The sequence below is a fragment of the Alexandriicola marinus genome (genome assembly GCF_004000435.1).
GTDB classification, from domain to species: Bacteria; Pseudomonadota; Alphaproteobacteria; order Rhodobacterales; family Rhodobacteraceae; genus Alexandriicola; species Alexandriicola marinus.
Window position 1 is genome coordinate 1,197,933 of the sequence record NZ_RBVZ01000002.1, and the last position, 23,364, is coordinate 1,221,296.

24 protein-coding genes and 1 riboswitch are annotated in these 23,364 nt (G+C 63.3%); of the genes, 16 read left to right on the forward strand and 8 right to left on the reverse strand.

What is annotated here, in order from left to right:
* The first annotated feature begins 35 nt into the window (after window positions 1-35).
* The 4 genes from ilvD to EP376_RS12250 all read left to right on the forward strand — a co-directional run bounded on the left by ilvD (window position 36) and on the right by EP376_RS12250 (window position 3,668).
* Window positions 36-1,769 (forward strand): dihydroxy-acid dehydratase, encoded by a 1,734-nt coding sequence (gene ilvD, locus EP376_RS12235; protein ID WP_127655801.1) that lies wholly within the window; start codon window positions 36-38, stop codon window positions 1,767-1,769.
* A 103-nt stretch (window positions 1,770-1,872) separates the two neighbouring features.
* Window positions 1,873-2,382 (forward strand): dihydroxy-acid dehydratase, encoded by a 510-nt coding sequence (locus EP376_RS12240; RefSeq protein WP_127655802.1) that lies wholly within the window; start codon window positions 1,873-1,875, stop codon window positions 2,380-2,382.
* Window positions 2,383-2,497: 115 nt separating this feature from the next.
* On the forward strand, window positions 2,498-3,271 hold the full coding sequence (locus tag EP376_RS12245) for a DUF6478 family protein (RefSeq protein WP_203331034.1): 774 nt from the start codon (window positions 2,498-2,500) through the stop codon (window positions 3,269-3,271).
* Between the two features lie 13 nt (window positions 3,272-3,284).
* A complete protein-coding gene (locus EP376_RS12250; RefSeq protein ID WP_127655804.1) occupies window positions 3,285-3,668 on the forward strand; it encodes a hypothetical protein in 384 nt (127 codons plus the stop codon).
* A gap of 20 nt (window positions 3,669-3,688) precedes the next feature.
* Here the strand turns inward: EP376_RS12250 and EP376_RS12255 are convergent, their stop codons facing one another.
* Window positions 3,689-4,189, reverse strand: a complete 501-nt coding sequence (locus tag EP376_RS12255; RefSeq protein ID WP_127655805.1) for a PadR family transcriptional regulator — start codon at window positions 4,187-4,189, stop codon at window positions 3,689-3,691.
* Window positions 4,186-4,503: a putative quinol monooxygenase gene (locus EP376_RS12260; RefSeq protein ID WP_127655806.1), complete on the reverse strand. Its 318-nt coding sequence runs from the start codon at window positions 4,501-4,503 to the stop codon at window positions 4,186-4,188. The genes EP376_RS12255 and EP376_RS12260 overlap by 4 nt, the downstream gene beginning before the upstream one ends.
* Window positions 4,504-4,639: 136 nt before the next feature.
* Between EP376_RS12260 and EP376_RS12265 the strand changes: the two genes are divergently transcribed.
* The 10 genes from EP376_RS12265 (at window position 4,640) to EP376_RS12310 (ending at window position 14,317) form a co-directional block, all read left to right on the forward strand.
* A complete protein-coding gene (locus EP376_RS12265; protein WP_127655807.1) occupies window positions 4,640-6,658 on the forward strand; it encodes an NADPH-dependent 2,4-dienoyl-CoA reductase in 2,019 nt (672 codons plus the stop codon).
* Window positions 6,659-6,821: 163 nt separating this feature from the next.
* A complete protein-coding gene (locus EP376_RS12270; RefSeq protein WP_127655808.1) occupies window positions 6,822-7,727 on the forward strand; it encodes a LysR family transcriptional regulator in 906 nt (301 codons plus the stop codon).
* A gap of 183 nt (window positions 7,728-7,910) precedes the next feature.
* A complete protein-coding gene (accD, locus tag EP376_RS12275) occupies window positions 7,911-8,873 on the forward strand; it encodes an acetyl-CoA carboxylase, carboxyltransferase subunit beta (protein WP_127655809.1) in 963 nt (320 codons plus the stop codon).
* Between the two features lie 64 nt (window positions 8,874-8,937).
* On the forward strand, window positions 8,938-10,176 hold the full coding sequence (locus EP376_RS12280) for a bifunctional folylpolyglutamate synthase/dihydrofolate synthase (RefSeq protein ID WP_420837130.1): 1,239 nt from the start codon (window positions 8,938-8,940) through the stop codon (window positions 10,174-10,176).
* A 215-nt stretch (window positions 10,177-10,391) separates the two neighbouring features.
* On the forward strand, window positions 10,392-11,168 hold the full coding sequence (locus EP376_RS12285; protein WP_127655811.1) for a hypothetical protein: 777 nt from the start codon (window positions 10,392-10,394) through the stop codon (window positions 11,166-11,168).
* 98 nt (window positions 11,169-11,266) lie between these two features.
* Entirely contained in the window at window positions 11,267-11,680 is a 414-nt protein-coding gene (locus EP376_RS12290; RefSeq protein ID WP_238929325.1) for a hypothetical protein, read from the forward strand.
* On the forward strand, window positions 11,680-12,201 hold the full coding sequence (locus EP376_RS12295) for a hypothetical protein (protein WP_203331035.1): 522 nt from the start codon (window positions 11,680-11,682) through the stop codon (window positions 12,199-12,201). The genes EP376_RS12290 and EP376_RS12295 overlap by 1 nt, the downstream gene beginning before the upstream one ends.
* Before the next feature lie 200 nt (window positions 12,202-12,401).
* Window positions 12,402-13,040 carry a rhodanese-like domain-containing protein gene (locus EP376_RS12300; RefSeq protein ID WP_238928862.1) on the forward strand — a complete coding sequence of 213 codons (639 nt, stop codon included), beginning with the start codon at window positions 12,402-12,404 and terminating at the stop codon, window positions 13,038-13,040.
* A 36-nt stretch (window positions 13,041-13,076) separates the two neighbouring features.
* Window positions 13,077-13,955, forward strand: coding sequence for a LysM peptidoglycan-binding domain-containing protein (locus EP376_RS12305; RefSeq protein ID WP_127655812.1), 879 nt, complete (start codon window positions 13,077-13,079; stop codon window positions 13,953-13,955).
* 179 nt (window positions 13,956-14,134) lie between these two features.
* Window positions 14,135-14,317 (forward strand): hypothetical protein, encoded by a 183-nt coding sequence (locus EP376_RS12310; protein ID WP_127655813.1) that lies wholly within the window; start codon window positions 14,135-14,137, stop codon window positions 14,315-14,317.
* Window positions 14,318-14,560: 243 nt separating this feature from the next.
* On the opposite strand, the gene EP376_RS12315 is transcribed toward EP376_RS12310, so the two are convergent.
* On the reverse strand, window positions 14,561-15,040 hold the full coding sequence (locus tag EP376_RS12315; RefSeq protein ID WP_127655814.1) for a putative pterin-binding protein: 480 nt from the start codon (window positions 15,038-15,040) through the stop codon (window positions 14,561-14,563).
* Between the two features lie 218 nt (window positions 15,041-15,258).
* Here EP376_RS12315 and EP376_RS12320 point away from each other — a divergent pair, with 218 nt between their 5' ends.
* Window positions 15,259-15,861 carry a response regulator transcription factor gene (locus EP376_RS12320; protein ID WP_127655815.1) on the forward strand — a complete coding sequence of 201 codons (603 nt, stop codon included), beginning with the start codon at window positions 15,259-15,261 and terminating at the stop codon, window positions 15,859-15,861.
* Between the two features lie 15 nt (window positions 15,862-15,876).
* Here the strand turns inward: EP376_RS12320 and cobN are convergent, their stop codons facing one another.
* Window positions 15,877-19,620: a cobaltochelatase subunit CobN gene (cobN, locus tag EP376_RS12325; RefSeq protein ID WP_127655816.1), complete on the reverse strand. Its 3,744-nt coding sequence runs from the start codon at window positions 19,618-19,620 to the stop codon at window positions 15,877-15,879.
* Window positions 19,621-19,694: 74 nt separating this feature from the next.
* Between cobN and EP376_RS12330 the strand changes: the two genes are divergently transcribed.
* Entirely contained in the window at window positions 19,695-19,877 is a 183-nt protein-coding gene (locus EP376_RS12330; RefSeq protein WP_127655817.1) for a hypothetical protein, read from the forward strand.
* A 14-nt stretch (window positions 19,878-19,891) separates the two neighbouring features.
* Here EP376_RS12330 and EP376_RS12335 read toward each other — a convergent pair whose 3' ends face one another.
* The 4 genes from EP376_RS12335 to EP376_RS12350 form a co-directional block, all read right to left on the reverse strand.
* Window positions 19,892-20,344, reverse strand: a complete 453-nt coding sequence (locus EP376_RS12335) for a GNAT family N-acetyltransferase (protein ID WP_127655818.1) — start codon at window positions 20,342-20,344, stop codon at window positions 19,892-19,894.
* A complete protein-coding gene (gene cobW, locus EP376_RS12340) occupies window positions 20,341-21,399 on the reverse strand; it encodes a cobalamin biosynthesis protein CobW (RefSeq protein WP_127655819.1) in 1,059 nt (352 codons plus the stop codon). Before cobW ends, EP376_RS12335 begins: the two co-directional genes overlap by 4 nt.
* Before the next feature lie 195 nt (window positions 21,400-21,594).
* Window positions 21,595-22,068, reverse strand: a complete 474-nt coding sequence (locus tag EP376_RS12345) for a hypothetical protein (protein WP_127655820.1) — start codon at window positions 22,066-22,068, stop codon at window positions 21,595-21,597.
* Between the two features lie 145 nt (window positions 22,069-22,213).
* Window positions 22,214-22,861: a HupE/UreJ family protein gene (locus EP376_RS12350; protein WP_127655821.1), complete on the reverse strand. Its 648-nt coding sequence runs from the start codon at window positions 22,859-22,861 to the stop codon at window positions 22,214-22,216.
* 119 nt (window positions 22,862-22,980) lie between these two features.
* Window positions 22,981-23,193: riboswitch (cobalamin riboswitch) on the reverse strand.
* Between the last annotated feature and the right edge of the window lie 171 nt (window positions 23,194-23,364).

Consider the following 23,364-nt stretch of genomic DNA (forward strand, 5'->3'; position numbering starts at 1 on the left):
GGGGTCTCAACCAATTCGGGAGAGAGGGTCACCACATGTCCAAATCGCGTTACGACAAATCCAAGCTTCCAAGCCGCCATGTGACCGAGGGCCCGGCCCGCGCGCCGCATCGGTCGTATTTCTATGCGATGGGCATCCAGGAAGAAGAAATCCATGCCCCCTGGGTTGGCGTCGCCACCTGCTGGAACGAAGCCGCCCCGTGCAACATCGCGCTGAACCGTCAGGCTCAGGCCGTCAAGCAGGGCGTCAAGAAAGAGGGCGGCACGCCGCGCGAATTCACCACCATCACCGTTACCGACGGGATCGCCATGGGCCACGAAGGCATGCGCTCTTCGCTTGCCTCGCGTGATGCGATTGCGGACACGGTTGAACTCACCATGCGGGGCCATTGCTATGACGCGCTGGTGGGACTTGCGGGCTGCGACAAATCGCTGCCGGGGATGATGATGGCGATGGTCCGGCTGAACACGCCGTCGGTGTTCATCTATGGCGGATCGATCCTTCCGGGCCGGTTGAACGGCAAGGATGTGACAGTGCAGGACGTGTTCGAAGCGGTCGGCAAGCATCAGGCCGGCAATTATTCGGATGCCGAGCTTGATGTGCTTGAGCGAGTGGCCTGCCCCTCGGCCGGGGCCTGCGGCGGTCAGTTCACCGCCAACACCATGGCCTGTGTGTCCGAAGCGGTGGGGCTCGCGCTGCCGAATTCCTCCGGCGCGCCGGCCCCCTACGAATCGCGCGACCAATATGGCGAGGCCTCGGGCGAGGCGGTGATGCGGCTGATCGAAAAGAACATCCGCGCCCGCGATATCGTCACCCGCAAGAGCCTCGAGAACGCGGCCCGTATCGTCGCCTGCACCGGCGGCTCGACCAATGCGGCGCTGCATCTGCCCGCAATTGCGCATGAGGGCGGGATCGAATTCGATCTGTTCGACGTGGCCGATATTTTCCGCGACACGCCCTATTTCGTCGATCTCAAGCCGGGCGGTCAGTACGTCGCCAAGGACCTTTACGAATCCGGTGGCGTGCCGGTCGTGATGCGCGAACTGCGCAAGATCGGCCTGATCCACGAGGATTGCATGACGGCCACCGGTCGCACCATGGGCGAGGAACTCGATCTTGTTGAGCGCGAGGCCGATGGCCGCGTGATCTATCCTTCGGCCACGCCGATCACGAAGACCGGCGGCGTTGTCGGCCTCAAGGGCAACCTCGCCCCCGAGGGCGCGATCGTGAAGGTCGCCGGGATGAGCGTCGAAGAGCAAAGCTTTACCGGCCCGGCCCGCGTGTTCGAATGTGAAGAAGACGCATTCGAAGCCGTGAAGAAGCGCGAATACGAGGAAGGCGAAGTCATCGTCATCCGCAACGAGGGCCCCGCAGGCGGCCCCGGAATGCGCGAGATGCTGGCCACCACCGCGGCCCTGTCCGGTCAGGGCATGGGCAAGAAGGTCGCGCTGATCACGGACGGCCGGTTCTCGGGTGCGACGCGCGGGTTCTGCGTGGGCCATGTCGGCCCCGAAGCGGCGCATGGTGGCCCCATCGGAATGCTCAAGAATGGCGACATGATCACCATCAATGCCATCACCGGCGAGCTTTCGGTGGATCTGAGCGAAGATGAACTGGCCAAGCGCCGGGAGGCGTGGGGCGGCCCGCGCAAGACGATCTATGACACTGGCGCGCTGTGGAAATATGCCCAGCTTGTCGGCGGTGCGCGCAAGGGGGCTGTCACGCATCCCGGCGGGTCAAAGGAAAGCCACGTGTATATGGACCTCTGATTTGGTGCGCTTGTTTCCGGTTTGGGCTGGTATCGCCCTTTTTCTTGCATCGTGTGACGGGCTGCCTTCGCTGAATGGCGGAGGCGGCGACCCGGTCAGGTCGATGTCTCTGGCCGAGGGCGATGTCGTCGTGGCGACGCCAACCGGTTATTGTATCGATGAACGGACAAGCCGTCCGTCGCGGGGCTTCGTCGTGATGGCGGGCTGTGCTCTGGTTTCGGACGAACCGAGCATGCCCGCGGTCGACGGTCTGATCACCGTTCAGGTCGGGGACGCCGACACCGCCCTTGTCGATAACGACGAGGAGGCTCTGGCGGCGCTTCTGGCGACAGCGCAAGGCGCCGCTGTCCTGAGCCCCAACGGCGATCCGACCGCGATCGAGATCGATCGCCTCGAGAATCGCGATGGTGTCGTCTATGTCCATTTCATCGATAGCGCCGCGCCGCCCGTCGACGGGCTGGAACAGCTTGAATGGCGGGCGTTCTTCGATCTGGGCTCGCGTCTGGCGACCGTCACTGTTCGAGGGTTTGCGCGAGCCCCCATTGATACCGACGAGGGGCTCAGCCTGCTGCGCCGGGCCGTGGCCACCATCCGCGATGCAAGCCCGTCATGAATTTATCGCCCATCGCGCCAGGATTGTTTTCATTTGCGAAACAATTTGGCAGGAATGAAGTGGGGATAGCATCGGGTTATGTCGGCCTGCGTGCCGGCACCTTCTCCGCGGGGATATGAGGACGGCTGTATTGGGACTGCTGGACAAGGCGATACACAAGCGGAACCTGCTTCGCTGGTCCCGGGCCGCGCGGGGCGCGGCCAAGGCAGACCTGTCAGAATTGCGGTCCGATCGAGCCAAAGCACGGCAGTTGCGACACAAGCTGGACGAGCTGCTTCAGATCGCCGACAGCCGGCTTGCCCTGCCCCGGATCGGATCCTCTGCCTTTCCCAGGCCGGTCGGCACCGACTGGAGCTGGCGGCCCAACCTGTGGCGCGGGCCGATCTCGCCGCGGGGGGCTTCAAGCGTTCCCAGCAAGACGCCCATCGGGGATGAGGTTACCATTTTCCACGATTGCCGGATCAGTGAACTGACCTACCGGCAGTTGCGCAACCAGCGCGAAGAGGACCTTGCGCCCTTCGGGTTGCGCCTTGACGTGTTCAAGTTCGACGGGAGCTTTCTGTCGGTCGTGATCGAGCTTCCGCCCGAGGCCTGCGAAGGCCTGAAACGGCGCCACCTGGTGCGGGTGGATATGATCGTGGAAATGGAAAAGCCGCTCGAGATCTTTGCCCGGCTCAATATCCGGCATGGCCCGAATACCGACCAGATCGTCCGCGAGATGCCGTTGCACGAAACCGATGTCTTCGTCGAATTCGACCTGGGCTATACCAAGCTCAATGAAAAGCGGATCGAACGGATGTGGCTGGATCTGATCTTCGAAGGCCCTGAAATGAACCAGGTCACACTTCGTGACGTGACCATGGCGCGAAGCCCGCGCGCGGAATTGTGACGAGGCAGACGGTATGAGTGACACAGGCAATCTGACCCTGACCAAGACGCGCCTGATCGAAGGGTCGTGGGAAGGCGTGCTGACAGGCGCCAAAGGCGAGGATCCCCCAGCCATCCGCGTCACTCATTTCGATCGTGCGATCGAGGGTGTCACGCTCGACAAGCTTCCTGATGGGTCTGGCTGGCGGGTAAAGGTCCCGATCCCTCCGGAGACGATCGCAGACGGGGTTCAGACCTTCCTGATCCGTGCCGACGGGTCAGATGAGACGCTCGACAGCTTTTCCATCCTCGCGGGCGAGGCGTTGTCCGAGGATATCCGCGCCGAGATCGAGCTCTTGAGAGCCGAGCTTGATATGCTCAAGCGGGCGTTTCGGCGGCACTGCATCGAGACGACATAGCCGGCGGCTGCCCAGAGGGATCACCCTGCCGATTTCAGGGTTTCGAGGGCGGCCAGTTCGGCCTGTGTCAGATTGATCGCAAGCAGCGCCGTCGAAGTTGCGATATGGTCTTTGTCGCCGCGCAATTCCAACAGACGGGACCGACGCTCCTCGATCATGCGATCGATCAGCGATGACGGCAGGTCCGCCCCCGCGTCATGGGCCAGCAAGATCGCCATCAGTGGCGCGATCGGCGGCAAAGACGCCTGCGCCAGTGCGTCAAGCGCCTCGTCCTGCGCGGCATGGCCGTCCTGTGTCAACGACATGACCGTCTTGTCGGGATAGCTGCCCGAACCCGTCGTCTCGCCGGTGATCCAGCCGCGTTTCTCAAAACGGTCAAGGATGGCATAGACGGCCGGCCGGCTCAGCCCGAGATGGGCCAAGGGTCCCGCAGCCACGGCCCGAGCGATGTCGTAGCCGTGGGCAGGGTGCGCCTTCAAGAGGCTGAGAATGGCAAGTTCGCGCGCGCGGGCGAGCGTCATCCCGCGGGGCCCGTCGCCGTGGGCGTCAGGTCGAACATCTCGAATGTCTCGATGATTTCTTCCATCTCGTTGGCGTCGCCGTGATTGCCGCGTGCCGCATCCGACGCGAGATAGTCGTAAAGCGCGTCTTTGGTCTCGAACGTGCTCCACACTATGACGGTGTTGCGATCCCTGTCGACGCCCACCTGATAGCCGATCAGTCCTTCGACCACGCCCTCCATGGCGGCGGGCGGTTGTCCCGCGATGCGGACCAGGTCGTCAAGTTTTCCCGGTTTGGCGGTGGATTTTGAAACGAATGTATATCCTGGGGTCATGTCCAGCTCCTAATCTACTGTGACTAGTAAATAGTGACTATTTATCCGGAATGCAAGATATCGCTTTACCGATGACGTTGCGTTCCCCCGTGACCGTGCCGCAAAGCTTCGTCATTGTGCCGGGACGGAGGATCGCATGACACATTACCCCCACCTTCTGGCGCCGCTCGACCTTGGCTTCACGACCCTGAAAAACCGGGTCCTCATGGGGTCGATGCATACCGGGCTCGAGGAGACCGGCGACTGGAACCGCGTCGCCACCTTCTATGGTGAACGCGCGCAGGGCGATGTCGGGCTGATCGTGACGGGCGGCATGGCGCCCAATCGCGAGGGCGGCGTCTTTCCCGGTGCCGCAGGTCTGTTCAGCGAGACCGATATTGCCAACCACCGGATCGTGACCGACCGTGTCCACGATGCAGGTGGCAAGATCGCGATGCAAATCCTTCATGCGGGCCGTTATGCCTATTCGCCTGACTGCGTGGCGCCCTCGGCGATCAAATCCCCGATCTCCCCGTTTCCGCCCAAGGCGCTGGACGAGGAGGGGATCGAAAAGCAGATCACCGATATCGCAACCGCCGCCGCTCGCGCCCGCGACGCAGGCTATGACGGGGTCGAGATCATGGGATCGGAGGGATATTTCCTCAACCAGTTCCTCGTCATCCATACCAACAGGCGCGAGGATCGCTGGGGCGGGTCGGTCGAGAACCGGCAGCGCCTGCCGATCGAGGTCGTCCGCCGTGTGCGCGAGGCGGTGGGCCCCGATTTCATCGTGATCTACCGGATATCGATGATCGACCTCGTTCCGGGCGGCCAGACATGGGATGAGGTCGTAAGCCTTGCCCACGGGATCGAGGCTGCCGGGGCCAGCATTCTCAACACCGGGATCGGCTGGCACGAGGCGCGCATCCCGACGATCGCAACCTCCGTTCCGCGCCGTGCTTTTGCCTGGGTCACCAAGAAGATGATGGGAGAGGTGTCGATCCCCGTGATCACCTCGAACCGGATCAACATGCCCGACGTCGCCGAAGCCGTGCTGGCCGAGGGCTGCGCCGACATGGTGTCGATGGCGCGGCCGTTCCTCGCGGATTCGCAATTCGTCGCCAAGGCTGCGGCAGGCCGCTCGAGATACATCGTGCCCTGCATCGCCTGCAATCAGGCCTGCCTCGATCATACCTTCTCGGGCAAGCTGACGTCCTGCCTCGTGAACCCGCGCGCCTGCCACGAGACGGAACTGGTGATCGAACCTGCGGCGCGGCCCAAGCGCATCGCGGTCGTTGGCGCGGGGCCTGCCGGCCTTGCCGCTGCGCTGACCGCCGCCGAACGCGGGCATGACGTGGCCCTGTTCGACAGGGCGGACCGCATCGGCGGTCAGTTGAACATGGCCAAGGAAATCCCCGGCAAGGAGGAGTTCGTCGGACTTGTCGACTTCTTTACCCATGCCGTTGCCGACAGCGGGATCACACTGCACCTCGGGCAGGAGGTCCGCCCCGATGACCTTGCCGATTTCGATGACGTGATCATCGCGACGGGTGTGCTGCCCCGCGATCCTGCGATCCCGGGTCAGGACGGACCGAACGTGCTGTCCTATCTCGACGTGCTCAGCCGCAAGGTCGACGTCGGTAAGACTGTCGCCATCGTGGGGGCGGGGGGCATCGGCTTCGACGTGGCAGAATATCTGTCGACGGATCAGGGCAGCACCGAGGACCTTCCCGAATGGCTCGGCGAATGGGGGGTCGCGGATCCCGCGCAGCATCGCGGTGGCCTCGCTCCGCAGGGCCCCAACCCGCCAAAGCCCGTGCGCAACATCACCCTTCTTCAACGCAAGGCCGAGAAGCTGGGCAAACGACTGGGCAAGACAACGGGTTGGATCCACCGCGCCACGCTTCAGATGAAGGGCGTCCGGATGATCGGCGGCGTGAGTTATGAGCGGATCGATCATCAGGGTCTTCATGTCCGGCGCGGTGAAGACGGCGCCCAGGTGATCGAGGCCGACACGATCGTTCTATGTACCGGTCAGGTCCCGGACCGGAGCCTTGCCGATGCGCTGGTCGCCATGGGTCGCGAGGTGCATGTCATCGGTGGTGCCGATGTCGCCGCCGAGCTTGATGCCAAGCGCGCGATCGATCAGGGCACACGTCTGTCGGCGCGTCTGTGACGGTTCGAGATGATCGACATGGCTGGGAACCCCCTTTGTTTCGGCGTTTCCTGTCTTTGTATAGTCGCCGTGAATTCCTGATATTGTCAGCCGCCGGTCCCATTCCCGCCTGAATTCGTACCCATAAAAAGGGTCGAACACGGGAATAACCAAAGGGAAAGCCATGGATCGGCTGACAGAAATGGAGGCTTTCGCCACGGTAGTGGATCAGGGCGGTTTTACCGACGCTGCAAAGAAGATGGGGATCTCGAAATCCGCCGTCTCCAAGCACGTCTCATCGCTCGAAGCCCGCCTCGGTGCAAGGTTGCTGAACCGGACGACCCGCCGGGTCAGTCCGACCGAGATCGGACTTGCCTATTATGATCGTGCCCGGCGCGTTCTGAATGATGCAGGTGAGGCCGATGCCCTTGTAACCTCGATGCAGTCGGCGCCGTCCGGGCTGTTGCGGATCAGTGTTGCGACCGATTTCGGTGTGAACCACCTGTCTCCGATCCTTGGCGATTTCCTTCAGGAATTTCCCGATATCACGGTGAACATGGTTCTGAACAACCGCTTCGTCGAACTGATCTCGGAAGGCTTCGACATGGCTGTCCGGATCGGCGAACTTGAGGACAGCACCCTTCGGGCCCGCAAGCTGACCGAGACGACGAAACGGATGATCGCCGCGCCGTCCTATTTCAAGCAATATGGCCGCCCGACCCGGATCGACGATCTGAACGAACACAAGCTGCTGCATTATTCCAACCAGTCCAACGGGGCCGTCTGGAAGATCACCGCCCCCTCGGGCGAGCGGCGCCAGGTGCGCACGGCGGGCTGGCTTACGGTCAATGACGGTCAATCCCTGCTCAATGCCTGTATCTCGGGCCTTGGCATCGCCTACCTTCCCTCGTTCCTTTATGCCGATGCGATGGAACAGGGCCTTGTCGAAGAGGCGATCCCCGATCTTCCGATCGAGACACAAGGAATCTACGCGGTCTATCCGCCGGGCCGGTTTACCCAACCCAAGGTCCGCGCCTTCATCGATTTTCTGGTGAATTCCTTCGCTGAAAAGGGTCCCGAAGCGTGGTGATTTGACCTGATCCCAAGTTCATCTTGAAAAGGCGCTCCCATCTCGGGGGCGCCTTTTTCCTTTGCCGGGTCCTGCCACCGCAGCACCCGCCAACCGGCGGGGGACGGCTCTTGCATGCATGTTTGCAATTCCGCTTGGCCCGGCATATCTCGGAACCGCTAACGTCTCAGAGGCAGCGTCCACATGAACTGGATCACCAATTATGTCCGGCCCAAGATCAATTCCATCTTCTCGCGTCGCGAGATGCCGGAACATCTTTGGACGAAATGCGACGAATGCGGAACGATGCTCTTTCACCGCGAGCTGTCGGAAAACCTGAACGTCTGCACCAATTGCGGCCATCACATGCCGATCTCGCCGCGCGACAGGTTCAGAACCCTGTTCGATGCGGGCGTCTTCACCGAAGTCTCGGTGCCCGACCCTGTCGAGGATCCGCTGAAATTCCGCGATCAGAAGCGTTATCCCGACCGCCTCCGCGCGGCCCAGAAGAAGTCCGGCGAAAAAGAGGCAATGCTTGTCGCCGAGGGTGAGATCGGCCGCACGCCGGTTGTCGTGGCCGGGCAGGATTTCTCGTTCATGGGCGGGTCGATGTCGATGTATGTCGGCAACGCGATCCTTGCCGGCGCCGAACGCGCGGTCGAGACGAAGCGCCCGTTCATCCTGTTTTCGGCCGCCGGTGGCGCACGTATGCAGGAGGGCATCCTTGGCCTGATGCAGATGCCGCGCACCACGATCGCGGTCCAGATGATCAAGGAAGCAGGCCTTCCCTATATCGTCGTTCTGACCCATCCAACGACGGGCGGGGTCACGGCCTCCTACGCGATGCTGGGGGACGTGCAGATCGCGGAACCCAACGCGCTGATCGGTTTCGCAGGCGCGCGCGTCATTGAACAGACGATCCGCGAACAACTGCCCGAAGGATTTCAGCGGGCCGAATATCTGCTGGATCACGGCATGCTTGACCGTGTGACCCCGCGCGGGGAAATCCGCGATGAGCTGATCACCATCGTCCGGATGCTGATGAAGGAGCCACCTGCCATCAAGGGCGATCTGCCCGCACCCGAGCCGATGCTAGAGCCCGTGGCAGAGCCTGCCGCCGAAGAGTCCCCGGCAGAGCCCGCCCAAGACGAGGACGAGCCAAAGTGAATCTTGCCGGTTTGGCAGGCACGGCCCCGAGATGAGCACTGGTTCCGACGCAATCCTGGAGCGGATGATGACCCTTCATCCGAAGGTCATCGACCTGACGCTTGATCGTGTCTGGCGATTGCTGGATGCACTGGGCAATCCGCAGAACGACCTGCCGCCCGTGATCCATATCGCGGGGACGAATGGCAAAGGCTCGACGCAGGCGATGATCCGGGCCGGGCTCGAGGCGCGCGGCGACGTGGTTCATGCCTATACCTCTCCCCATCTGGCGCGGTTTCACGAACGTATCCGTCTGGCCGGGACGCTGATCACCGAAGATCATCTGACCGAGGTTCTGGATCGCTGCTATGCCGCCAATGGTGACGCGCCGATCACCTATTTCGAGATCACGACCTGCGCCGCCTTCCTCGCGATGGCGGAAACGCCCGCCGACTGGACCTTGCTCGAGGTGGGGCTGGGCGGGCGGCTGGATGCGACAAATGTCCTTGATCGGCCCGCGTTGACGATCATCACGCCGGTCGACCTAGATCATCAGTCGTTCCTTGGCGACACGATCGAACAGATCGCGGGCGAGAAGGCCGGCATCATCAAGCGCGGCGTCCCCTGCGTCGTGGCCCCGCAGCATGAGGCCGCACGTGACGTGATCGAGGCCCGGGCCGAACGGCTTGGGGCGCCATTGCTTTTTCACGGTCAGCATTGGCATGTCACCCAGGAACATGGTCGGCTTGTCTTTCAGGACGAAACCGGCCTGCTCGACCTGCCGATGCCGAACCTGCCCGGCCCGCACCAGGTGATGAATGCCGGGACGGCGCTGATGGCCCTGCGCCATCTTGGGGCGGACGAGGCCGCCTGCGAGGCCGCCGTCACCCGCGCGTTCTGGCCCGCGCGGATGCAGCGCATCAGCCATGGTCCGCTGGCCGAACTGGCAGGGCAGGCCGAGCTGTGGCTGGACGGTGGTCACAACCCCGCCGCCGGCGAGGCCCTTGCACGCACCATGGCGGCAATGCCGCCCCGGCCGACCCATCTTGTATGCGGGATGCTCAAGACCAAGGATATCCGGGGCTATCTCCGCCCGCTCGCCTCGGTGTCGCAAAGCCTGACCGCGGTCAGCATCCCGGGCGAGGCCGCGACACTCGACGCCGCCGAGACCGCGCAGTTCGCCACGGAAGTTGGCATGACGGCTGAAACGGCGACGGATGTCCGCGACGCCATTGCCAGGATCACGTCACATTCGCCCTCGGCCCGCATCCTGGTCTGCGGATCTCTCTATCTTGCGGGTCATGTCCTTCGGGAAACGGGCTGATCTTTTCCCGTCACCGGGGCAGGATTTGTTTTGACCGGAAAACCCACGGATGCCTATATCTGGGGCCAAGGTGCCAAGTCCCGCTACCTTTTTGGGCTTTTTGCCAGATGTTGAGGGCGCGGCAGTTCCTTTGTCTATGGGTCAAATGGTGGAAGGGTGTCGGGAACGATGCAGGCAAATCAGACCATGGATCGGAAGTTCGGGGGCCGGTTGACATGAGTCTCTATATTCCGCCGTCACCGAAACGCCGGGCGTCTGTCTGGCCAGTCGTTGCGATCGGTCTGGGGCTTTTCATTGTCGGTGGCTCCGCGGCCATCGGGATCGGAATGTGGACCACGCGTGATGAACGTTCCAACATCGCCGAACTGACAGCCCAGATGCATGCAGCCGAGGTCACGCGCGCGGCGCGCGTCGATACGATGGTTCTGCCCGACGCGGCCGACGCTGCGGTGCAGGCCATGGTCGCGGCGCAGCTCTCTATCGACGAAGAACTTCGTGCGCTGACCGATCGGATCGCCGGGGGGCGCTACAGCGTCGCCGTCGTGAGGGGCGCCGACGGGCGTCCAAACTTGCGACTGGACCTGCCGGGCGAGGGCGAGACGCTTGAAAGACTGGCGGAGCAACTGCCAGCCGCGGTGCAGGACGGCCGGATCAACCAGCCGCCCGGCCTGTCGATGGCGGATGGCGGACTGGATGTGCAGTCATTCGTCTATCACCTCGTGCAGGCCCGATTGCAGGAGGGCGACGCTCAATCAAGGGACGTCGCCGACAGCCTGCGCCATCAAGCCATCGCATCCCTTGGTTCCGGCACGATCGCGACGCCCGACGGCTATCTGCATACCCTGTCCGAGGGCGATACCCTCGCCCTGATCGCGCTTGTCTTCTATGGCGATCTGAACGCGCATTCGCGGATCGTGGCGGCCAATCCGAACATCCTGTCTGGTGGCAACGCGCCGGTGGCCGGCCAGCGACTGCGAATTCCGGGCGCGTGATCGTTCGGGTGCTATTGGCTCTGGCGCTGAGTGCTATCGCCAGCGCTTCAGCGGGTGAAACCCGGTTCATCTGTTGGCGCGGGGCCGGCGGCTATACGATGACCGGGCAGTTCGAATATCCCGATGCCCTGTCCGGAAAGCCGGTCATCCGGGAAAGCGATCTTGTCGCGTTCGAAATCAAGGGATTTCTGGATGGCGCACCGATCGGCGAATGGTCTCTCGATCATCTGGGTCCGGAGACAAGCTGGTTTCTGCGCTATGATCCGGTGCGGCATGTCTTCCCGCTGACGGACCCAAGCGGTCTGTATCAGATGTGGAACGCGAACGGCTTTGTGGATGATTGCGGGACCCCGGGATTCGGGTTCAACGCCGGCAATGGCGGACAGGATATCTGCCTTGACGATACATTCGTCACCGCTTCGACAATCGATCCGGCGACGCCCCTGATAAGCTTTGCAAACCCTCAGCCGGCGGATTGCATCGGTCAGCCGCTTCTGGGAAAAGCGCGCTGATGTTTCGCGTTGCCCTTGTCCTGTCCCTGTTGTCCGCACCCGCCGCTGCGGCGGAGTTCAATTTCTGTTGGGCGGGCAGCGGCGGCTATACGATGACCGGGCGGATCGCGTTTCCAGATGCCTTGATGACCGCACCCATCGTGACCGAAAGGGATGTCACGGCCTTCGAAATCGTCGGGTATGAACAGGGGATCGCCATCGGCCGCTGGAACATGGCGGATCGGATGCCCTCGACGACGTGGCACCTGCGGTTCGATCCCGCGACCCTGACCTTTCTGACGGGCGGCAGTTTCCCGGGAGACCGATCGCAAGGCTGGAACGCCAATGGCGATGTCACCGATTGCGGGCGGCGCGGCTTCGGGTTCAATTCCGGGAATTACGCGCAGGACATCTGCCTTTACGGTGTCTGGATCGCGCAATCCTCGATCCCGCCCGAGACGCCATTTCGTGCCACGCCGAATGCGGTGACGCCGGATTGCCGGGCGGTCGATTTTCTTGGCAAGTCCGCGTCCGGAAAATAGGCACGCTTGACCACTATCAGGCGAAAACCGGGCGACAGGCTGCCCTGAGTGGCCGCGACCAGTGGAAAATGTACAGGCGATTCGCAAACGGGTTTGACTTGCGAATCACCAATCCACTACACCTAGAGAAACTTCTGTGGCCCACACCGCCTGTTGCGGATCTGCCGAAATCATGTGGGTCAAGGATGGGAGATGGGCAGATGAAGCGCGAGCTTCGGGTTTTGTTGGTAACATGGTTTGGAATGCTGGCGGGGGCGGCTGCGGCCCAGGACGTGCGCATTACCGAGGATATGGCGACAGCGCCGTTTTCCGTGGCGGGCCGCGACTATGTGATCGCCCGCAATCAGGAAATTTCGAACAGACTGACGGGGGAGCTTGCCCGCACATCGCGGCCATGCCCGGATTTCTGCATACAGCCCATGCGCGCAGCACCCGGTGTCCGGACGATGGGTGAGCTTGAGGTGATCGCATATCTTCAGGATGAGGTGTCCGCCGGGAACGGTCTGTTGATCGATGCGCGGCCGCCCGGGGCCTTTGCTGCAGCGGCGGTGCCAGGTTCCGTGAGCGTTCCACTGGACGTGATCCGGGCCGGCAACCCCTACCGAGGTCAGATTTTCGAGGCCATTGGCGGGCGGCAGGACGGAATCGGCTTTGATTTCAGCTCGGCCCTTCAACTGGTCATCTATGGGGATGGACCTTGGTCGTCCGAGGCGGCCGAGATGATCCGCGTGTTGGTGGATGCCGGCTACCCTGCGGCCAAGCTGGGCTATTATCGGGGCGGTATGCAGGGCTGGCAAAGCCTTGGCCTGACCGTGGCCGATACGGTGAGCGGCGGATGAGGGGGTGACGATGGTCCGACCCGGGAGCAGGCTCCAATGATCCGCATTGTCGTGGCCCTCTTTGCCTTTGCGGTCCTGTTGTGTGCGTGGATCATCTATGATCCCTTTTCCGGTCAACCGGCGGAACGGCTAGAGGCCGAGGCCCCCGCGCCGATCGCCGCGCCCACTCCGACGGACGAATTCGTTGATCGACTGGGCGAGGCGATCGAGGTGACACGCAATGTCCCCGAGGTCGCGCCCACCCAGCCCGTCATGCGCGAAATCACCCGCACCTTCGTCGAGCCCACGATCCGTGTCGATGATCGGACCCTTTCGGAGACCACGGCCGGTGTGCTGGCCGGGCTGGGATTGGATGTCCGCAACCCGGCACAGGCCTCCGTCGACGATCCGATGGCGCAGATGACGGTCGGCGTTCTCAGCGGCATTCGCGCCGTGATCGGTGAGACAGAGGCCACACTCACCGAACCCACAGCTCTTCAGGTTCTGGTGATCCAGGCCCTGCGCGACGGTCAGACCGACGCGGCGATCGATGCGGCCGTGAACGAGGCCGCACTGGCCGGTGACGTGGCTGTCCCCGACGTTATGATCACGTCGGATGGCCGGGTCGATACCAGCGTCCTTCTGGCGAGCATCATCGCCGAGGCCCGGGTCGCCGCCGGCGAGGCCCGGCCGCCCGCCAGTTCCGAGTCCGTGGGCGGTGACGGCGTCGAGGTGCGGGTCGTCCAGACTGTCGAGGAAACCCAGCAATACAGGTTCTACACCGTGAGCGCTGGTGACAGTCTCGGGTCCATCGCGATCAAGTTCTATGGCGATGCCAGCTATTACAACGTCATCTTCGATGCGAACCGGGCCATCCTCTCCAGCCCGGATCGAATCCGGTCCGGCCAGAGGCTCGTGATTCCGAACGCATCCTGAATTCAAAGGTCGCAGGCAGGTGAAAAGGGGGGCCGATCAACGGCCCCCCGCCAATTTTTGGACCGGCCTGACCAAAAGCATACAAGTGGTATCCGTTTCGGAGGACCGGCTGTCCTTCCGTCCTGCTGACATGCTGGCGAAGAGGGTCAATAAAGGATCAACAGAAGAGGACCGACACGATGAAAATTCTTACCAGATTGAACCGCTCGAGCGCCAACAGCCAAACTCGCCGCGCGCTGGCAGGTGGGATCCTTCTCTGCTCCCGGTCTTCTTCCAATGCAAAGGTCGCTGATGCGCGTCCGCGCGTCGTTCGTTTCCTGGCCGTGTTCCATTCCGGACAGGAAATGTCCTCCTCCTATTGAAACTCCATGCCTCCTCTCTGGCGCGAGGTGAGGCAGGATCATGCGAGCGCCACCGCCTCGACTTCGCTCGCTTGAAAGCCCGTCCTGGCCTGTCTGGAGGGGCCTTCGCTCGTTTGAGTATCGGACGCGCCCATCCGGGTTGGGTCACCGAAAAAATCAGCCCCGCGCCTAGAGGGGGGGTGGCGCGGGGCTGTCTATCAGTCGAAGAATCGTTGCATCGTCCCTGTTTGGCAGCACGTCGTGCTAGTCGAGCAGTTCAAGCCTGTCGAGCTGCCAGATGCTCCGTGAGTAGGTGACCTCCGACTGGTATTCAGAATTGGAATCATATGGATAGACAATCCAGAGCGGGCCCTTGTCCCGCACCGACATGGTTTCGCCATTGCGTTCGTAGGCGATGATCGGGCCACCCGGGATCGCATCGGTCACCGGGATTTCGATGGCGTAGTCGTTGATCGCTGTTGCGGAAAGGACAGTCCCCTCGGCGCCGATGTGTGCAAGCAGAACGTCAAGGGCGACACCTGTGAAGACCTGAGGGCCATCTGTCCAGATCGTCGTTGTTTCGAACTCGGTCGCATCTATCGCCCGGAGGTCATCCAGCGTGTACTGCATGACGCTGTCGCCTGTGGCGAAAGTCAGGATGGTGCCGTCCTGCGCCGTTGTCTGGCCCGCAGCCAGAACAATCACTGCAGTCAGGGCAATTCCCAGTTCGCGCCGATTGAACATGTCAGGCCTCCTCTGGTTTGCCGACCTGGCCGAACCCATTAAATTACAATGCCTCTCAGGTGTGACGCACTAAGTCACTAGAGCAAACGGATAAGAAGCTATACGGAAGTATATATAAGGAATTGGTGGATAGAGATTCTCCGTTCGCCGCCCGATAGGGACACCGGCACACCGCGATCGCGGTCTTTCCGGAACGGCAATGGATCGAAAGACTTGTGATGCGTATACTGATCGCTGATGACCATAATCTTGTCATAGACACGATTTCGATGTTTCTGGAGGCCGAGGGCGATGTCACGGTCGAAACGGCATCCAGTCTTGACGGGGCGATCGACCTTGTCGGCAGAGCGGCTCCGTTCGACATGGTTGTGCTGGATTTTCAGATGCCCGGGATGCAGGGGCTTGATGGATTGTCGAGGATGCTCACCACTGTCCCGGACGTGCCTGTCGCCGTGATCTCGGGAACGGCAAGCCCACAGGTTGCGCAGGAGGCCATCGCACGTGGTGCGTCGGGTTTCCTGCCCAAGACCCTTGGTGCGAAATCGATCATGAGCGCGATCCGGCTTATGACGGCAGGCGAGATCTTCGTTCCGTTCGATTTCATGCGTCAGACCGACAAGAAGACGGTGGCGAACCTTACCGAACGCGAGACGCAGGTTCTGGACGGTCTGTGCGGCGGCAAATCCAACAAGGAAATCGCGCGGGATCTGGAGCTTCAAGAAGTGACGATCAAGCTGCACGTCAAGACCCTCTGCCGGAAGCTCGAGGCCAAGAACCGGACACAGGCGGCGATGATCGCGAAGGAACGCAACCTGCTCTGACGAGGGGCCGGTGTGTCAGCCGCGACGCAGGGCGTCGATGCGAGCGCGGGCGGAATTGGACCTTGGCCGCCACAGATCGCGCTCGATCGCTTCGGCCAGCCTGTCGGCGATATCGGCAAGGGCCGGGGCATTGTGCTCGGCGATGAAGTCACGCGTGTCGTCATCGCCAAGAAACGCCTCTTCGACCAGGTCGAAATGGTGGTTGGCGACCGCTCCCGTCGTCGCGGAAAACGCGAAGAGATAATCGACGGTTGCGGCGATTTCGAACGCGCCCTTGTAGCCGTGCCGTTTGACCCCGTCGATCCATTTCGGATTGACGACGCGAGACCGGATCACCCGGGCGATTTCTTCGTCAAGCGTGCGGATCACTGGGCGTTCGGGGCGCGAATGGTCGTTGTGATAGATCGGGCGATCGCGTCCCTGCAGGGATGAGACCGCCGCCGCTGCGCCGCCTTCGAATTGGTAGTAATCGTCGGAATCCAGAATGTCGTGTTCCCGGTTGTCCTGGTTCTGGACGATCGCCTCGACCTGGCGCAACCGCGCCTCGAACCCGGCTCTGTCGGCCTGTCCCTCGGTGCCCGCGCCATAGGCATAGCTGCCCCAGGCAAGATAGGCCTCACCCAGATCGGCGCGACTGCCCCAGAGCCGTTCGTCGATCATCGCCTGAAGCCCCGCGCCATAGGCCCCCGGCTTCGATCCATAGACCCGCGCGCCATTTTCCCCGGCGCGGTGCCGGGCCGCGGCGGGGTTTGCCTCGTCGGATTCGTCGAGGGCCTGAACCGCGCGGGCGGCGCTATCGAACAAGGCCACCAGCGAGGGGAAGGCATCCCGGAAAAAGCCGGAAATCCGCAAGGTCACATCCACGCGCGGCCGACCGAGCGCGGTTTCGGGGATGATGTCAAAGCCTGTCACCCGCCGGTTTGCGGCATCCCATCGGGGCTTGACCCCCATCAGGGCGAGCGCCTGCGCGACGTCGTCCCCGCCGGTGCGCATGTTGGCAGTGCCCCATGCCGTGACAAGCAGGGCGCGCGGCCAATCGCCTTCGGTCTGAAGGTGTTTCTCGATCAGCAGGTTCGCCGATTTCCAGCCGAGCGCCCAGGCTGTGGGCGTGGGCACGGCGCGACTGTCGACGGAAAAGAAGTTGCGCCCTGTGGGCAGCGTATCGAGCCTGCCACGGGTCGGCGCGCCACTGGGCCCGGGCGGGATCGCCCGGCCATCGAGCGCTTTGAGGATGGCACGGGATTCATCAGGTCCGCAGCGCGCGATCATGGGCAGGATCGTCCGGTCCACGTGATCGAGGACGGCGGCAGAGGCGGGGCCGGGGGGCGACGCTCGGCTTGCGCCATCGCCCCGCCCGCCGTCCCGCAAGGCACCGACCAGTTCGATGGACAGAAGCTCAAGCCGCTCGACCGTATCGCCGGTGCTGCGCCAGCTATCCGTGCTGATCCGGCCCAGGATCTCGGGCCGGGGCCCGGACCACGGTTCACCGAGATCCGCGGACAGCGGATCGAAATCCAACCCAAGGTCCACGGCAAGCGCCCGCAGGAGCGACGCATCCTGCCCCGCGCCATCCCCGCGCGGCACCCGGGCCAACGCGATGGCGAGATCGCGCGCCAGATGCCCCTCAGGGCTCTGACCGAAGACATGCAGACCATCGCGGATCTGCGCCTCTTTCAGATCGCAGAGAAAGGCATCGAGCTTGCCCAGATCGGCATCGCGATCCTCCCCCGTCATCCCGGCATCGCGGCCGAGGCCCGTCGCCTCGCTGAGCGAAAGGATTTCTTCGCGCAGATGCGTGATCCGGCGCGGATCCATCCCTGCCGCGTCGTAATATTCATCCACCAGCGCCTCGAGATCGCGCAGCGGACCATAGCTCTCCGCCCGTGTCAGCGGCGGCGTCAGGTGGTCGACGATCACGGCCTGAGCCCGACGCTTGGCCTGCGTGCCCTCACCCGGATCGTTGACGATGAAGGGATAGATATGCGGCATCGGCCCAAGCGACAGTTCGGGCCAGTCACCGGGGCCGAGCGCCACGGCCTTTCCCGGCAGCCATTCCAGGTTGCCATGCTTGCCCATGTGCACCACCGCGTCGGCATTGGCCGCGATCCAGCGATAGAAGGCGAGGTAATTGTGGGGCGGGACGAGATCGGGTGAATGATAGGTTTCGGTCGGATCGATATTATATCCGCGCGCCGGCTGCAGCCCGATCGAGACGTTGCCAAACCGGTGGATCGACAGCTTGAACGCCGCTGTCCCCGGGTCATCTCCATCGATCGCGGACATGACGAAGGGATCGTCCTCCGCCGCGCCCCAGCGCTCCGTCAGCGCCTGTTTCGCGGACCACGGCAGATCGCCGAACCAGCGCAGGTATTCGGTCAGCGGAAAGGCTTCGCCACCCTCCCGTTCGGCCCGATCCGTGAGCCAGTTCGTCGGCCCGGACATGAGCCTGTCCATCAGCGCCTGAGGATCGGCGGGCAGGGGGCCGGTCTCGTAACCCGCCGCGCGCAACAGGTTCAGCACATGAAGCGTCGCGGCGGGTGTGTCGAGGCCGACGCCATTGGCAAGCCGCCCATCCCGGTTGGGGTAGTTCGCAAGAACAAGCGTGACCCGCCGATCCTGCGCCGGCCTGTGCCGCAGCGCCGCCCAGTTTGCCGCCAGTGCTGCGACAAAGCCGATCCGGTCGGGCTGTGCCTGATAGGTGGCGATCGGGCATTGCGTCGCCTCGTCGAAGAAGGCCTCGCCCTTGAAACTGATCGCCCGGGTGATGATCCGTCCGTCCACTTCCGGCAGGGCCACGTTCATCGCGATGTCGCGGGCTGAGAGGCCGGCAAGCCCCTCTTCCCAAGCCTGCTGGCTGCTGCCGGACAGGATGACCTGGAACACGGGGGCGCCATTCGCATGGGGCCCGGACAGCGGGTTTTCGGGACTGTCGTCACCGGAATGCGGGCTGCCGACCGCGAAAGCGGTCGCGTTCACGATCACATCGGGCGGCGCCTGTTCGAAGAGGGTTTCCAGTGTGGCCCGGCTGAGCGGATCCTTCAGCGAGGCCACGAAGATCGGCAGCGGCGCAAGGCCCTGACGCAAGAGCGCCTTGACCATCTGCGCAAGCGGAGCGAGCCCGGCGCCCTGAACAAGCGCGCGGTAGAACACGATCGGAACGACCGGTGCGCCGTCGGGCCAATTGGCCCGTGCCGTCTCGATCCCGGCCACGCCTTCGCCGGGCCACCAGACACCGGCGCGGAGCAGGGGCCGTGCCCCTTCTGGCCGTGGCCCGCCCTCCAGCATCGCACCCGCGTATCGCAGAAGGTTCACCGCGTTCTCGGCGCCACCTTCGACGAAATAGGCCCAGAGTGCGTCGTAATCCTCGGCCGACACGGTCGACAGGTCGCGCAATTCCGGATCCGGCTTGTCGTCGCCGGGCAGGGCGCAGAAAGGGATCCCTGCCTCGGCCAGGCGCGCTGCGAATTGCTCGAACCCGTAGCGCCAGTAACCGGCGCCGCCCAGCAGGCGCAGAATGACGAGGCGCGATTTCGTCACGCAGCGATCCAGATGCATGTCCACCGAAAGCGGATGCGACAGGTGCATCAGGTTGCCCAGCCGCAGCGTTGGCGCGGCGTCCATCGCGGCGCGGGCCTCGGACAACAGGACAAGCTCTGTATCGGCGGCCGACAGGATGACGACATCCGCCGGATCCTGCCCCAGATCCACGGGTTCCTGACCGTCGCCGATCGCACCGGGTGTTGCGGCAAGCAGGTGCATCAGGCCCGCCCGCCTTGTGCTGACCGCACAAACAAGGGTATTCGTGGACCAGATTTCATGACGGCAGGTGCGATATGACCGACGATTCCAAGAAAACGAACGGCGATGGCGCCGCGCAGCAGACCAGCAGCGCCATGGCGCCGAAATCCAAGCGCGATGCACTGCGCGAAAAGCTCAAGAAAGCCGCGAGCAACGCTGGCCCCCCGACCGATGATTGGGGAACCGCCGAACTGCCCGACGACGTCAAGCGCAAGTAGGGGCACGCGGCGCCTCACAGTCGTTTCTCCATGAAGACGGAATGCGGCCCTTCGACGTAATCGCCGAACGGGCCGCAGACCGAAAAACCATGACGGGCATAAAGCCGGTGCGCCGCGTCGAGCGTATCGCCCGTTTCGAGTTTCATCATCCCGATCCCCAGACTCTTCGCCTCCGCCTCGAGTGCGGCCATCAGGGCGGCGCCCGTGCCTGAGCCGCGGGCAGCCGGATCGACGAACATCGATTTGATTTCGCAATACCCGTCAAAGGTCTTGATCGCGGCGCAGCCGGTCGTCTGGCCGTCAATCACCGCGACGAAAAAGGCGATGTCGGGGGCGCAGAGCGCGTCGATCGACAGGAAATAGTTGTCCTCGGGCGGATAGAGCGAGGTCAGGTAGGCATGGCTCGCCGTCAGAAGCGCGACGGCCCCCGGTGACCTTGGGTCGCCCCTCTCGATCCGGACAATCATGCCCTCAGGGCGGCGTCGATTGCCGCCCGGTCAAGACCGGCCTGCCCGATCACGACAAGGCGCGTTTCCCGCTGATCGCTGCCGAAGGGCCGGTCGTAATAGCTGTCGATCCGGGGCCCGACCGCCTGAAGCGTCAGTCGCATCGGCTTGCCCGCAACGGCGGCAAAGCCCTTCAGGCGCAGGATATCATGCCGGGCAATGATGTCCGACAGGCGCGCGGTAAAGGCCTTGGGGTCGTCGATTTCCGGTGCCGTCACGACAAAGCTTTCGAACTCGTCATGGCCGTGTTCATGTTCGTGATCGTGGTGGTCATCGTCGTCGTCATGGTGGTGATGATGATGCACCTCGTGACGTGCTTCCATATCGGCCTCGGCCCCGATCCCCTGACCCAGGAGAACATCCACCGGAAGCGCCCCCATAGAGGCCTGCAGGACCTGAACCCCGGTGCGCGCCTCGGCACGCAGCCGGCCGGCGAGGGCGTCGGCCTCCTGTTCGTCCAGAAGGTCGGCCTTGTTGACGACGATCATGTCGGCGCAGGCGATCTGATCCTCGAACAATTCGGACAGCGGCGTTTCGTGATCCAGCCCGTCATCCGCCGCGCGCTGGGCGTCGATCGCCGCGACATCATGGGCAAAGCGGCCTTCCGAGACGGCCTTGCCATCGACGACGGTCACCACCCCGTCGACCGTGACCTTGGTCGAAATTCCGGGCCAGTTGAACGCCCGGACCAGAGGTTGCGGCAGGGCAAGGCCGGATGTTTCGATCACGATGTGATCGGGCTTCTCCTCGCGGCTGAGCAACGCCTCCATGGTCGGGATGAAATCATCGGCCACGGTGCAACAGATGCACCCGTTCGACAATTCCATGATGTCGTCTTCACTGCAGGATTCGATCCCGCAGCCGCGCAGGATTTCGCCGTCGACACCCAGATCGCCGAACTCGTTGATGATCAGCGCGATGCGCCGTCCATTCGCGTTCTCCAGCATGTGACGGATCAGCGTTGTCTTTCCCGCGCCAAGAAAGCCGGTGACAACGGTTGCGGGGATTTTCTGCATGGATGCGTTTCCTTCGGACGGGCCTGCGGCTCTATGGCTTTGCCGTGACAGGACGATTGACGATGTGTGGATCACTTGACGGACCGGAGGGGCGAGATCGCGACGCAAGTCTCGGTTCCGGGCAGAGAGATGTGGCTGCACGATTGCTGGGCCGCCTGAGGTTCTGTCTCAGGGGACGGGTGCCGCTGCGACAGATCATGGGGCGATTATCGTGGCGGCAAGCGGAACGCCGTCCACGGCCCATTCGGTGTGATCGTTGGCATTCAGCGTGACGCGAATTTCCGCGCCTTCCGGCAGGGCGGTCAGGTGCGCGTAGGGGCCATAAAGGCGCGCGATCTTTTCACCGTTCACATAGATATGGGCGTGGCCTGTGGCCGGCGTGACCGCGCCGTTCACCTCTTCCGGGGTGAAGGTGAACCCGGGCGCGTCGACGCGCAGGTTCATGTCCCGCCCCGCATCGGGCCAGAGCGTCAGGGCGATTTCGGGGCTGGGCATGTTTGCCGGCCATTCGCTCAGTTGGGAATGATCGTGGCTGGCATGGTCGTGGACGGCGGCCTCTGTGGTTGACCGATCATGGCCATCCATCGGCCCGTGGAGCCCGCCGGCGAGCAGGAAACCGCCCGCGGTTCCGAAGACGATTCCGATGAGGAAAAGGATCAGGGGTCTCATTTCGCGTCTCCGAAGGCACGGGTCCGGTTCCGGAAAAGGCTGCGGGCCGTCGCGTCACCCCGCACGTCTGTCCGGGACCGCCGGACCTCCCACCGGTCCGTACCGGGTGGCCCGCAGGCCACCCGCAGAGTGGCTCGCCTGCGGATCAGGCTCCGCTGATCAGGGCCACGACCGGCCCTTCGACGATCTCGAGCGCCAGAAACACACCGACGCCGGCCACCATCGCTCCCACGAGACGGGCATTGACGGCATTGGCGGTCGTGACGCCAAGGCCCTTTTCGGCGATCCATCCTGCGGCGATCGCGATCGCATACTGGATCGCGGCGAGGCCAAGGAAGTAACCGAGAAGCACAGCGCCTCCGACGCCCCCTTCCTGCGCGGCGATCGACCCGCCGAAAGCAGAGCCGTGAAACAGGCCGAAGCCGGCGAAGACTGCCAATGCGGGGGGCAAGGTCAGTCCGCGGCCCGAAAGGACGATGCCGCCCAGCACGATCAGGGAGGCCACGATCACGCCTTCGACCAGAGGCATGGAGATTCCGGCGTACATCAACGCGCAACCCGCGATCATCGCACCGATATAGGCGGCTGGTGCGAGCATCCGCTGGCCGGTGAACAAGGCGGCAACGCCGACCAGCACAACGAAGAACAGATGGTCAAAACCCAGAACCGGGTGCCCGACGCCAGACAGGAGGCCGTGCGCGAACGTCTCCATCGGAAGGCCGCCCAGCGGGTGGTGGGCCAGGGCCGGGCTGGCAAACAGCGTCGCGCCTGCGGCGATAAGAAATCTTTTCATGTTTTTCCCCTTCGGATCAATCATGTGAAGGGAGGTCGCGTCAGAGGAGCCGGCATCACTGCCGGCTGACCCCCACGGAACACCCCGTCCGTAGTCAGCATATCCCGGCCACGCATCGCGAGGGTCCGGTGCATGGCAGGTCTCCTGGCTTGCGGGTGATCACGCTCTGCCGGCCTTCCCGGGCGAACCCAGTGGCGTATCGGCGGGCGCTCTCCGCATACAGTCGCGGGGGCGGCTGCGGCTCCGGGCCTCGCACTTGGATCGGCCCGCTCCGCATTCCCTTTTGATCCCAGGCGCTTTGCGCTCGATTGGGAACCATGCCCGTTGGTTGTGCGCCGTCGTGCACCGTCCGGTCAAGACCGATTCCGACATGGCGTGGCCGAATGCGCCCTTCTGACCTTTGGAATTGGGGGATAATACGGCGGATCGTCGCAAAATCTTGTGGATAAGCGATGCATTGCTTCCAGATGCGGTGTGCCAAGGTTGACTCGTGCCGATCTGCT